At 68.2% G+C, this 11688-nt stretch carries 9 protein-coding genes; 3 read left to right on the top strand and 6 right to left on the bottom strand.

All coding sequences use genetic code 11. The annotated features are described in order from the left end of the window. The 3 genes from AC14A7_RS00600 to AC14A7_RS00590 all read right to left on the bottom strand — a co-directional run. On the bottom strand, window positions 1–350 hold a 350-nt coding region (locus AC14A7_RS00600), incomplete at its 3' end, for a hypothetical protein (RefSeq protein WP_484005938.1). Beyond that, on the bottom strand, window positions 347–2158 hold the full coding sequence (gene recQ / locus AC14A7_RS00595) for a DNA helicase RecQ (protein WP_484005937.1): 1812 nt from the start codon (window positions 2156–2158) through the stop codon (window positions 347–349). The genes AC14A7_RS00600 and recQ, both read right to left, overlap by 4 nt. Window positions 2159–2225: 67 nt before the next feature. Beyond that, entirely contained in the window at window positions 2226–6449 is a 4224-nt protein-coding gene (locus AC14A7_RS00590; protein ID WP_484005935.1) for an ExeM/NucH family extracellular endonuclease, read from the bottom strand. A 156-nt stretch (window positions 6450–6605) separates the two neighbouring features. Between AC14A7_RS00590 and AC14A7_RS00585 the strand changes: the two genes are divergently transcribed. Beyond that, the gene (locus tag AC14A7_RS00585; protein ID WP_484005934.1) at window positions 6606–7454 is read left to right on the top strand and encodes an EamA family transporter; all 849 of its coding nucleotides are present in this window, start codon (window positions 6606–6608) and stop codon (window positions 7452–7454) included. Window positions 7455–7532: 78 nt separating this feature from the next. Continuing rightward, a complete protein-coding gene (locus tag AC14A7_RS00580; protein WP_484005932.1) occupies window positions 7533–7946 on the top strand; it encodes a MarR family winged helix-turn-helix transcriptional regulator in 414 nt (137 codons plus the stop codon). Here AC14A7_RS00580 and AC14A7_RS00575 read toward each other — a convergent pair. Beyond that, window positions 7943–8293 (bottom strand): DUF4180 domain-containing protein, encoded by a 351-nt coding sequence (locus tag AC14A7_RS00575; RefSeq protein WP_484005931.1) that lies wholly within the window; start codon window positions 8291–8293, stop codon window positions 7943–7945. The genes AC14A7_RS00580 and AC14A7_RS00575 overlap by 4 nt on opposite strands. A 69-nt stretch (window positions 8294–8362) precedes the next feature. After that, the gene (locus tag AC14A7_RS00570) at window positions 8363–10486 is read right to left on the bottom strand and encodes a DEAD/DEAH box helicase (RefSeq protein ID WP_484005929.1); all 2124 of its coding nucleotides are present in this window, start codon (window positions 10484–10486) and stop codon (window positions 8363–8365) included. A 233-nt stretch (window positions 10487–10719) separates the two neighbouring features. On the opposite strand from AC14A7_RS00570, the gene AC14A7_RS00565 reads away from it, so the two are divergent. Then, on the top strand, window positions 10720–11175 hold the full coding sequence (locus AC14A7_RS00565; RefSeq protein WP_484005928.1) for a GNAT family N-acetyltransferase: 456 nt from the start codon (window positions 10720–10722) through the stop codon (window positions 11173–11175). Between the two features lie 71 nt (window positions 11176–11246). On the opposite strand, the gene AC14A7_RS00560 is transcribed toward AC14A7_RS00565, so the two are convergent. Beyond that, window positions 11247–11615 (bottom strand): DUF4406 domain-containing protein, encoded by a 369-nt coding sequence (locus tag AC14A7_RS00560; RefSeq protein ID WP_484005927.1) that lies wholly within the window; start codon window positions 11613–11615, stop codon window positions 11247–11249. Window positions 11616–11688 lie beyond the last annotated feature (73 nt).

The following is an 11688-nucleotide window of genomic DNA, read 5'->3' as shown; positions in this document are numbered from 1 at the left end:
CGGATCGCGTTGAGCGCGGACTGCGCCACGAGAAAGCAGCAGGCTCCGGCGACGTACAGTGGCAGGCCGTCGGCGAGCGCGTAGAACACGAGCGCAAGTGACGCGAGCGCGCTCAGCCCGATGCCGGCGGCGCGCAGCCCGATCGCATCGGCGAGCATGCCGATGGGAACCGACGACGCGAGGGCGAGCCCGGCACCGAGCGCCAGCACGAGGCCGATCGTGGTCTCGCCGATGCCGACGTGGATGCTGAAGTAGAGCACCGCGGTGCTCAGCGCGATTCCGTCGACCGTCGACCCGATCAGCTGGGACGCCGCGATGCGGCGAATGGAGGTGATCGGCGCTGGCCTCATGCGGCGTACGCCGCAGCGACCACCTCGAGCAGGCCCGCGCCGTACTGCTCTAGCTTCTTCTCACCGACACCGCTGATGGTGCCGAGCTCTGCGAGGGTCGACGGCCGCGAGATCGCGATGCCGCGAAGGGTCGCGTCGCCGAACACGATGTAGGCAGGAACCCCCTGCTCTCGCGCCTCACCGGCCCGCCACTCGCGCAGCTTCTCGAACAGGTCGCCGGCCTCGGCGGGCAGGTCGAGCGCCGCCTTCGACTTCTTGACCTTGGCCGCACGCTCCACCTCTTTACGGAGGCTGACCGTGCGAGAGCCAGACAGCACGCTCGCCGAGGCCTCGGTGATGACCAGGGTGCCGTAGCCGTCGGCGCTCGTGCCGAGCAGGCCCTGCGCGAGCAGCTGCCGCACAACGCCGCGCCACTCCTGCTCGCCGAGCTCTATGCCGAGACCCCAGGTGCTCAGCTGGTCGTGGCCGTACTGCGTGGTGCGCGGAGTGGTCTTGCCCAGCAGGATGTCGATGAGGTGCCCGGCCCCGAACCGCTGGTTGCGCTCGCGCTGCAGCCGCACGATGGTCGACAGCAGCTTCTGCGCTGGCACCGTGCCGTCGACCGCCTCTGGCGGGGTGAGGCAGGTGTCGCAGTTGCCGCACGCCGCCGAGCTCTGGCCGAAGTAGGCGAGCAGCTGAACCCGGCGGCACTCGATGGTCTCGCAGAGCGCGAGCATCGCGTCGAGGTGAACCCCGAGGCGGCGGCGGTGCTGCTCGTCGCCCTCGGACTGGTCGATCATGCGGCGCTGCTGCACGACATCCTGCAGTCCGTAGGCGAGCCACGCCGTGGCCGGAAGGCCGTCGCGACCCGCGCGCCCGGTCTCCTGGTAGTAGCCCTCGACGCTCTTCGGCAGGTCGAGGTGGGCGACGAAGCGCACATCCGGCTTGTCGATGCCCATGCCGAAGGCGATCGTGGCGACCATGACGATGCCGTCTTCGCGAAGGAACCGCGACTGGTTCGCCGCCCGCACCCGGGTGTCGAGACCGGCGTGGTACGGCAGGGCAGGAATGCCCTGGTCGACGAGGAACTGCGCGGTCTTCTCGACCGAGGCGCGCGAGAGGCAGTAGACGATGCCGGCGTCGCCGGGGTGCTCGGTGCGCAGCAGGGTGAGCAGCTGCTGCAGTGGCTGGGCCTTCGGGTCGATGCGGTACTGGATGTTGGGGCGGTCGAAACTCGACACGAAGTGCTTCGCGTCATCCAGCTGCAATCGGCGGGTGATCTCTGCGTGCGTCTGCTCTGTCGCGGTCGCGGTCAGTGCGATGCGGGGAACCGTCGGCCACCGCTCGTGCAGCATCGACAAGCGAAGGTAGTCGGGGCGGAAGTCGTGGCCCCACTGCGAGACACAGTGCGCCTCGTCGATCGCGAACAGCGAGATGCGCCCGCGGTCGAGCAGGTCGACCGTCGACGAGACGCCGAGCCGCTCAGGGGCGAGGTAGAGCAGGTCGAGCTCGCCGGCGAGGAACGCCGCCTCGACGCGAAGGCGCTCGTCGCCAGACTGGGTGGAGTTGAGGAAGGCCGCCCGCGCGCCGACAGCGGTGAGCGCGTCGACCTGGTCTTGCATGAGCGCGATGAGCGGGGAGATGACGACGCCGGTGCCCTCGCGCACGAGAGCGGGAATCTGGTAGCAGAGCGACTTGCCGCCGCCGGTCGGCATGAGCACGAGGGCATCGCCGCCGCCGACCACCTGGTCGATGATCGCCGCCTGGTCGCCACGGAACGAGTCGTAGCCGAAGACCTTGTGCAGAACATCGAGCGGAGCGGTAGTCACCACCAGAGTCTACGGAGGTGGGCAGACAGAGGCCCCGAGCTGTCACCAGCCCGGGGCCTCTGCTGCACTACAGAACGATCAGAAGGTCGGGCAGGCTGCGCGACGACGCGAGCTGAGCCGTTCCCTCGTACCGCACGGTGACGAGGTGGATGCCGCGGCTGAGCCCGGTGAGCGTCACCTCGGCGGTGCCGTCAGCATCCAGCTCCACCGTCTGCACGGCTCGGGAGCCGATGTAGACGGTCGCGGTGCCGGTCGGCACGACGCCAGCCTCTGCCGCAACCTCGATGTCGTAGCCGACCGAGCGGGTGCCGAGCAGCAGGTGACGGTCGAGCGACCCGGAGCTGCGCGTCTGCAGCTTGCCGACCGCCTTCTCTGCCGAGGTGGCGGATCCGTCGGCGTAGCCATCAGCGCTGGCGGTGACCGTGACCGTGAGCCTCGTTCCCGCATCCGCAGCAGTCACGGTGTACTGCTCAGAGGTCGCCCCCTCGATCGCCACTCCGTCACGGTTCCACTGGTAGGAGAACGTCGGGTCCTCGACGCTCCACTCTCCCTCGTTGACCGAGAGGGTCTTGCCGACCTTCACTGCACCGGTGATCTTGGGTGCCTTGATATTGGCGATCTCCTCGAGCGGCGAGACGATCTCGATCGGCACCTCGATGCTCGTTCCCGTCTCTGGAACCGTCACCAGCAGCGCGGCGGGGCCGCCCGGCGTTCCCACCGGGATCGTGACCGTTACCGCGGCACGACCGACCTCATCCGTCGTGTCGACGATGGTGGGATCGATCGGCGCAGAGCCGAGCACGGTGTCGCCGAGGCTGACCGTCGCCGTTCCGCTGTTCGGCTCCCCGTTGCTGAACAGCAACGACGAGAGGTTCAGCGTGACGCTGTCACCGGGGCCGTAGCCATCGGCGTCGGGAGCCGAGAGTGTCACGCCGACCGCGCGCTGGGCGTAGTCGGGCGTCGCGACGGGGTTGGCCTCGAAGTAGTCGACCATGCTCTGCAGGTCGATCTTTCCCGAATCCGACTTATCGGTTCCCCCGGCCAGGGCGGTGAAGTTGTCGCCGCCGGTGGACAGGAAGGAGTTGACGGTCACCGTGAAGGTGTCGGTCGCATCCACGAGCTCGCCGTTGACGTAGATCGCGTCGACGCGGTCACCCGCTGGCCCGGCCGGGTCGTAGGTGTACTTGAGCGACTCGGAGACGCCGAGCTTGAGGAACGGGCGGCTCGCACCGGCGGGCTGCCACTGCTGCTCTAGCGTCGTCTTGAGCTGGGCGCCCGTGAGCGTCATCGTCACGAGCGTGTTGGCGAAGGGCTGCACTGCTGCGGCCTCTGCGAACGTCACGTTGCCGTTCGGATCGTCGACCCCGCTCGACGCGTAGGTGAGGTTGGCCCGTAGTCCGCCCGGGTTCATCAGCGCGATCTCAGAGCCGGCATCCTGGGTCGCCCACAGCTGCACGTCGGCGACGAAGTTGCCGAGAGTGGACTCGCCACCGCGGTTCTCCGAGCCGGCAGCGGTCTGCTTCGCCCGGTTGAAGGATGCCGTGATGTCACCGACCTTCACCTTTCCCAGCTCCTTCGCGACCGCGACGGCGTCGGCCACGATGGCCGCTACCTCCGGGTCGGGCGGGAACAGCCCGGCGAGCGGGAGCACCTCCGACGAGATGGAGAGCAGGTCGCCGGTCTCCGGGTCGACAGAGAGCGAGGTGTGGCTGTACTTCTCGCCGTACTGGCCCGACGAGATGACGGGGCGGGTGCGATCCGTTCCCGGAATCGGGATCTCGTGGTCGTACGCGAGATGCGTGTGACCGGAGATGATCGCGTCGACATTCGCGTTGGCGCCCGTCACGATCCGTCCGAATGGCGAGCTGTCGGTGGCGCTCGCGATATCGACGGTTGTCGCGCCCTCGTGCACGAGGAGCACGATCACGTCGGCCTCGCCGTTCGCGGCATTGCCGTCGCTCAGCGCGTCGGCGACACGGTTGACCTCCGGAACCACCGGTCGCACCTCGAGCGTCTCGATGCCGCCGGGGCTGACCAGGCTCGGCAGCTCCTCCGTCATCGCGCCGATGAACCCGACGGTGACATCGCCGAACGGCTGAAGGTAGTACTCGTCATAGGCGGGCAGCCCGGAAGCGCGGTCGTAGATGTTGGCAGAGAGGTAGTCCCAGTCCGCCGCCGGAAGGATGCGGTTGTCAACATCGTCGCGGCCGCCGTCGAACTCGTGGTTGCCGAACGCGCTCGCGTCGAGACCCATCTCGTTGAAGGCGTCGATCGTCGGCTGGTCCTGCTGGATGAACGACGTGAACGTCGATGCTCCGATCAGGTCGCCGGCACCGACGAACACCGTGTTGGGGTTCGCGGCGCGGTAGCTGTCGACCATCCCGGCGAGCACGGCTGCGCCCGCGATGGGCGGCGCTGCCTCGAGTCGGCCGTGGAAGTCGTTGATGCTCAGCAGGTCGATGCTCACCGGCGTCGCCGCAGAGCTCACGCCGACCTTGATCGGGTCGTGGTCGCTCGAGCGGAATGGGGTGCCAGCCTCGGCGGCCCCGAACTCGTAGCCGCGGTCAGACCACTCAGGCGAGTTGATGTTCCACACGTCGGTTCCCGTGACGAACGGGGCAAGCGACGGCGACGCGAACGCGTGGTCGAGCGAGCCGAGCTCGCCGTCGAACGTGTAGGTGTACTCGTCGGTGAGGTCTGGCACGAGGTCGACGAAGCCGGCTCCCGTGATCACCTGGGCCGGGTCCTCCTCGTGGTACGCGTTGAAGTCGCCGAGCAGGATCACATCGGGCCCCTTGGCGGGGTCGGCCTGGATACCAGAGACGAAGCTCATGAGTGCCGTGGCCTGCTCTACCCGCTCCGCGTTGAAGAAGCCCTGCAGGTCGGCCGGCTCCGGCGCGGTGTTACCGGCCGGCGGGCTCTTCGACTTGAAGTGGTTCGCGACAACGGTGAGCATCTTGCCGTCGACCTCGAAGGTCTGGGCGATGGGCTCTCGCGCGATGTCCCAGACGGTCTCGTCGGTGGCGGCGAAACTACCGCCGACAGGCGTGGCCGAGGCCGTCTTGTAGATGATGGCGTTGGTGATGAAGTCGGTCGTTGCGGCATCCAGCAGCGGTGCCGGTGTCGGCACGAAGCTCCAGGTGCCCGGCGCGCTCGCCGCGTTGAGTGCGGCGACCAGGTTGCCGAGCGCCTCGTCGGCTGGCTCGCCGAGCTTTACAGAGTTCTCGATCTCCATGAGGGCGACGACATCGGCGTCGAGGGCGTTGATGGCAGAGACGATCTTCGACTGCTGCACGAGGAACTCGGCCTCGTTGGCCGCTCCTCGAGCCTGGCCGCCGAAGGTCGTGAAGTAGTTGAAGACGTTGAACGCGCCGACCGAGAAGTCGCCACCCACCTCGGCGGGAGCCGCCGTGCGGGCGTTCGCGGTCTGCCAGGTCGGCTCGAGGGCCGCGTACTCAGCCGGTGAGCTGTCGCTCAGCGGGCGCTGCGGCTGCAGGCGCCAGTCGTCGAAGCCCCAGCCGAGGATCATGCCAGCTGCCGGTGAGACGAACAGGTCGCCGTTGCGCACGACGGTGTCGGCGGTGAAGTACGGCTGGTTTCCGGGGTGGGCGGCGTTGCCGACCTGGATGCTGTAGCCGTCATCGACGAGCAGGCGGTTGGCGCGGTTCTGCGCTGCGATCGCGGCAGCAGCCGCCCCCGCGTCCGTCGTCTCGGTCGCCTTGACGGCGAGCGAGCCGACGTTGAGCCAGAGCGTTCCGAAGTTGAACAGCTGGTGGCTGGAGCTCAGTCGCGCGTCCTGCGGGCTCACGAGCATGCCCTCGAATGCCTCGCGTGCGGTGCCGACGACGGAGCTCGGCAGCGCGACGGGGGCCGGCAGCCCTGCTGCGGCCTGAACCAGCTCGTAGGCCGCGTCGCTGGTAGCGGTGATCTGCGTCTGCCCGTTGAACTCTCCAGCGGTGCCGGTGACCTTCACGAGGTCGCCGATGGCGATGCCCGGGTTGGCGCTGGAGGCGAAGACGAAGATGCCGTCAGACCGGTTGTCGGCGGGGTTGCCCGTCGGGTCCTGGAGGTAGAAGCCGCGGTAGCCGCTCGCGGTGGCGTTGCGGTAGTCGCCCGTGACGACTCCCTGCACGGTGACGACGGTGCCGGCGAGCGGCGTCGTTGCCGCGTCTCCCTGCACATCGGCTATCAGGTGGGTGACGTCTGCGGCGTTGGCCGCGGGTGCCGTGAGTGTCGTGAGGGTGAGCGCGAGCAGTGCTGCCCCCGCGATAGCCGATGTTCTGGTGCGCATGACTCGATGAACTCCTTGTAGAGAGCAGACAGCATGGGGCACCCCCGAGTGGGGGGCATCGCTCATGGTAGGCATGCGAGGCCCGAATAGTCGAGGGGCATTCGCAGAAGTCATGCTCGTGTAACCCGCCGGTCATGCACCGGGTACCGTGAAGGCATGCTCGCAGTCGTCGTCGGTGTCGCGAGCGCGCTCGTCTTCGGAGCAGCCGACTTCCTCGGCGGCATCGGCGCACGGCGCATGTCTGCCATCCGCGTGACGGCCATCGCTGCCCTCACCGGTGTTGTCGTGCTGCTCGTGCTCCTTCCGATCGTCGGTGGCGAATGGTCGGTGCAGGCAGCGCTGCTCGGAGTGCTCTCCGGCGTCACCGGATCGCTCGCCATCGTGCTGCTGTATGCGTGTCTCGCCATCGGCCCGATGAGCATCCTCTCCCCGCTCACCGCCGTCGTCAGCGCCATCGTTCCCCTCACCGCCGGGCTCGTGCGCGGCGAGTCGCTGCGGCCGATCGGCTACGTCGCCATCGGCATAGCGCTCGTCGCCGTGGTGCTCGTCGGCTTCGTGAAGGAGCAGCACGCGGTGCGGCCGTCGCCGCACGGCATCCTCATGGCCATCGCGTCGGGCGCGCTCATCGGCGCGTTCCTCATCATCATCGATCTGACACCCGACGACTCCGGGCTCGTGCCCCTCGTGTTCAACCGCGCCACGAGCGCCACGATCATGTTCGCCGTCGTCGGCGTGCTGCTTCTCACCGGGAGGGCGGGAAGAACCGGATGGCGAGCCGGGCTTGCCTTCTCCCTCGCCTGCGGCGTCGTCGACGCCGTCGCCAACGTCGGCCTGCTGCTCGGTCTCCGGCTCGGTGAGCTGTCGATCATGTCGGTGCTGACCGCGCTGTATCCGGCGGGAACGATCATCCTCGCCGCCATCGTGCTCAAGGAGCGCATCGCGGTCGTGCAGTACGTCGGGCTCGGCCTCGCGATCACCGCGGCGGCCATGCTAGCTCTCGCCTGACTGCCACGGAACCGATTGCCAATGTCGGCATCCCGGGTGATTATGTTGATAGAGGTCAACAAAGTCGAGGGAGCATGAATGGAGAGCGCCGATTCCCCCGCGCGCCTTGCCCTCGTGGTCGGCCGCCTCAATCGGCGACTTCGCAGCGCTGGTGGAGGGCTCAGCCACGGGCTGCTCTCCGCCCTCGCGACGGTGAGCAAGGAGGGCCCCATGCGCCTCGCGGAGCTGGCCCAGATCGAGCAGGTCTCTGCACCGAGCACCACCCGGCTCGTGGCGGAGCTCGAAGCACAGGGACTCGTCTCGCGTCGCCCTGACCCCGACGACGGCCGTGCCGTGCTGATCAGCGTGACGTCGGCCGGCACCGATACCGTCGTGCGCGTGCGATCGGCCCGTGGTGCGATGGTGCAGGAGCTGCTCGGTCAGCTCTCCGACGACGAGGTCACGGCCATCGAGGCAGCGCTGCCCGCGCTCGAGCGCACTCTCGAGTCCTAGGCGAGCCTGGCTCGCAGTTCGTCCTCGCTCGACACGAACCACACCTGCTGCCCGCGATTCGATTCCCAGACGAAGTCGCGAAGGGCGTCGCTCGCCGCAACGTATGGCGCTGTGTCGCCGACGATCGCGACGCGCAGGCGGTAGTTGACGAGCTTCTGCAGGATGTCGCCTGCCATGAGCGAGGCGAGGCGAAAGAACTCGGGATCGAGCCGCTGCACCGGAATAACGATCAGCCCGGCGTCGGCGGCCCACGCGTCCCCGATGAGGTCGGATGCATCGCGCACGATCGCGCCGTCGGCTGCGAGGAACTGCACCCGCAGGTCGCCGATCTGCTCCGTGGTCGTCATGCGTCGATCCTGTCGTCAAACGGCGAAGTGCGCCGGTCTGTTACGACCGACGCCCTTCGTGAGTGGCCGCTACAGCGCAGCGAGCTCGTCGAGCAGCACGTCGCCGGGAACGACGTTGTCGATCTTCGCGTCGATGTCGGCGCGGCCGAGAAGCTCGTCCATCTTGCGACGGCGGTTCTTCGGAATCAGCGTGACGACGGTGCCCTCCTTGCCGGCGCGGCCGGTGCGGCCGGAGCGGTGGAGGTAGGTCTTGTACTCCTCCGGTGCGTCGGCCTGGATGACGAGCGAGATGTCGTCAACGTGGATGCCACGGGCGGCAACGTCGGTTGCGACGAGCACGTTGACCCGGCCGCTCGTCAGCAGCTGCAGGTTGCGCGTGCGGCGCGACTGGTTGAGGTCGCCGTGGAGGCTCGTGGCAGGAATGCCGCGGTCCTCGAGGTACTCGCTCATCTCCTCTGCGAACGCACGGGTGCGGGTGAAGACGAGGGTCTTTCCCGATCCGGCGGTCAGCTGCTCGATGATCGCGCGCTTGTCGCGCTGCTCGATGAGCAGCACGCGGTGGTCGATCGTCGACGATGCCTGGTCTTCACCGGCGACCTCGTGAACAGCGGGGTCGACGAGGAACTCGTTGACGAGCGTCGCAACGCCCTTGTCGAGGGTGGCGGAGAACAGCAGCTTCTGGCCGCCCTGCTTCGTCTGGGCGAGGATGCGCTGCACTGGCTCGAGGAATCCGAGGTCGCACATGTGGTCGGCCTCGTCGAGCACGGTGACCATGACCTGGCTGAGGTCGAGGCGACCCTGCTCGATGAGGTCTTCGACACGACCGGGGGTCGCGATGATGATGTCGACACCGCGCTGCAGAACGGAGACCTGCTTGAACTGCGGAACGCCGCCGACGATGGTCGTCGTGAACAGGCCGACGCTGCGTGCGATGGGCTGCACGGTGCGGTCGATCTGCTGGGCGAGCTCGCGGGTCGGAGCAAGGATGAGGGCGCGGGGCTTGCGGCCCATCTGGCGGTCCTTGCCACCGTTGTTCTCCATGAGGCGCTCGACGAGCGGTGCGCCGAAGGCGATGGTCTTGCCGGAGCCGGTCTTGCCGCGGCCGAGAACGTCCTTGCCGGCGAGAACGTCGGGGATGGTCGCTGCCTGGATGGCGAACGGCGCCTCCGCACCCATCGTGCCGAGCTGGCGCACGATGTTGGCGCCGAGGCCGAGGTCGGCGAAGGTCACGCCTTCGACCTCGCCGGCGGTGATGACGGCTGCCTCGAGGCGCTCGAGCACGACATCCTCGACCGGGCCGGTGGTGGCACGGGCGGTGTAGAAGTCGCTCTCGCGCTTGGCGGGACGCTCGTCGAAGTCGCGGCGAGCCGGGCGGTCGGCGTTGTAGGCGGGGCGCTCCGTGCGAGCCGGGCGCTCGTTGTAGGCCGGTCGCTCCGTGCGAGCCGGACGCTCGCTGTAGGCGGGGCGCTCCGGGCGATCGCCAAAGGCACGAGCCGGGCGCTCTGGGCGGTCGCCGTAGGTGCGCGCGGGACGCTCGGAGTTGTAGGCCGGGCGCTCGGTACGGGCCGGGCGGTCGTTGTACGCGGGGCGCTCGGTGCGCGCCGGGCGGTCGTTGTAGGCCGGGCGCTCGGTACGGGCCGGGTGGCAGTTGTACGCGGGGCGGTCGGTGCGCGCCGGGCGGTCGTTGTACGCCGGGCGCTCCGTGCGAGCCGGTCGGTCGCCGTAGGCGGGACGCTCGGTGCGGTCGCCGTACGCCGGGCGGGCCGGACGGTCGTTGTTGTACGCAGGGCGCTCCGTGCGAGCTGGGCGGTCACCGTAGGCGGGACGCTCGGTTCGGTCACCGTACGCCGGGCGAGCCGGACGGTCGTTGTTGTACGCAGGGCGCTCCGTGCGAGCCGCGCGGTCGCCGTAGGCGGGACGCTCGGTGCGGTCGCCGTAGGCCGGGCGGGCCGGCTTCTCGCGGGGGCTCCACTCCGGGCGGCTGCCCTCGCGGGCGGGACGGCTGGCGGAGGCACCGGAACGGTCGCCCGTGCGTGCCGCGCGGTCATCCGTGGTCCAGCGCTTCTTGGGAGCGGCTGCGGCGGCAGCCTCCGGGCGGTAGCCGCGGTGGCCCTCACGCTGTGCACTGGACTTGGGGGCGCTCTTGCCGCCGGCGTAGGGCTTCTTGCCGCCCTGGTTGTTGTTAAAAGGCATGGTGCTTTCCGGGTTCTTCGTAATGCATGGCAATAAGCGCACCACTGGTGCGCACTACTACTGATCCCGGGCAGTCTTTGACCGAGGCCGTCACATACAACGTGTGATTTATGCCAGCGGATTACTGGCAATCCGGCCTCTAAGACTTACAAACCCTTGCGCGAGAAGACGCGCTGTCTTGAGCCGACTTGGCTACGTTACAGGATGCCCTGCCCGATTGCTAGCGTTAGCCCATGCCTGAGTACGCGATCGAGCCAGCAACCGCGCCCGGAGTCCTCGAGCTGCTCGAGGCGAGCGACGCGTTCCACCAGGCGCTCTACCCGCCGGAGGACAACTTCCTGCTCGACGTGTCGGAGCTTCTGCAGCCCTCAGTGACGGTCGTGGTCGCACGCGTCGACGGCGAAGCCGTCGGCATGGGGGCACTCGTTGAGGCGGGCGATGGAACAGCGGAATTGAAGCGGATGTTCGTGCACGACGCAGCGCGCGGTCAGGGCGTCGGGGGTGGCATCCTCGATTCGCTCGAGGAGCGCGCCCGCGAGCGCGCCGTGACGACCCTGCAACTGGAGACCGGGCCTCTGCAGCCCGCCGCCATCACGTTCTACGAGAAGCACGGGTACCTGCCAATTGGCCCCTTCGGCTCCTACCTCGAGGCAGAGAACTCGCTGTTCTTCGCGAAGCAGCTCAACTAGCGGGTCGAGTGCCGCGCAGCGGCGTATCGAGACCACCTGAGAGGGTTTCATATGCGCGCTTCGCGAGCTACTCAACCCGCGATTGGCAGCTCCTCCACCGAGTAGTACACCGGCAGCCCGCGCTCCTGGGCGATCGCGACATCCTGGTCTGCGCCCTTCGAGTCGCCCGGCAGGCGCAGCACGGCGTCACAGTGCTGCAGCAGGCGCTCGGCGGTGGGGTACATGATTCCGGATGCGATCGGGTCGACAATCGAGGTTCCACCAGCACCGCGCAGCACGGGCAGCGCAACCCACTCCCCGATCATCGGGATGTGCCCTGCCTCGAACACCGGCCACGCGGCCTGCTCGAGGCTGGCGAGGTTGGCATCGAGCAGGGCGGGGTCGTCGTTGGTGCCGGAGCGGTATGGGCCGGCAATGAGGATCAGCATGGGTTTCGTCATGCCGTGACCATAACGTGCAGAAACGTGCAAAAGCAAGTAGGATTGTGACATGCTCGCTGCAGAACGCCAGGCC

It is taken from the genome of Conyzicola sp. (genome assembly GCF_057073975.1).
This window is presented reverse-complemented; position numbering and strand designations above follow the sequence as displayed.

Excerpts from the sequence above, each read along its gene's own strand:
- AC14A7_RS00565 (WP_484005928.1), top strand. The coding sequence starts at position 10,720 with ATGCCTGAGTACGCGATCGAGCCAGCAACCGCGCCCGGAGTCCTCGAG.
- AC14A7_RS00580 (WP_484005932.1), top strand. The coding sequence starts at position 7,533 with ATGGAGAGCGCCGATTCCCCCGCGCGCCTTGCCCTCGTGGTCGGCCGC.
- AC14A7_RS00590 (WP_484005935.1), bottom strand. The coding sequence starts at position 6,449 with ATGCGCACCAGAACATCGGCTATCGCGGGGGCAGCACTGCTCGCGCTC.
- AC14A7_RS00575 (WP_484005931.1), bottom strand. The coding sequence starts at position 8,293 with ATGACGACCACGGAGCAGATCGGCGACCTGCGGGTGCAGTTCCTCGCA.
- AC14A7_RS00560 (WP_484005927.1), bottom strand. The coding sequence starts at position 11,615 with ATGACGAAACCCATGCTGATCCTCATTGCCGGCCCATACCGCTCCGGC.
- AC14A7_RS00585 (WP_484005934.1), top strand. The coding sequence starts at position 6,606 with ATGCTCGCAGTCGTCGTCGGTGTCGCGAGCGCGCTCGTCTTCGGAGCA.
- AC14A7_RS00570 (WP_484005929.1), bottom strand. The coding sequence starts at position 10,486 with ATGCCTTTTAACAACAACCAGGGCGGCAAGAAGCCCTACGCCGGCGGC.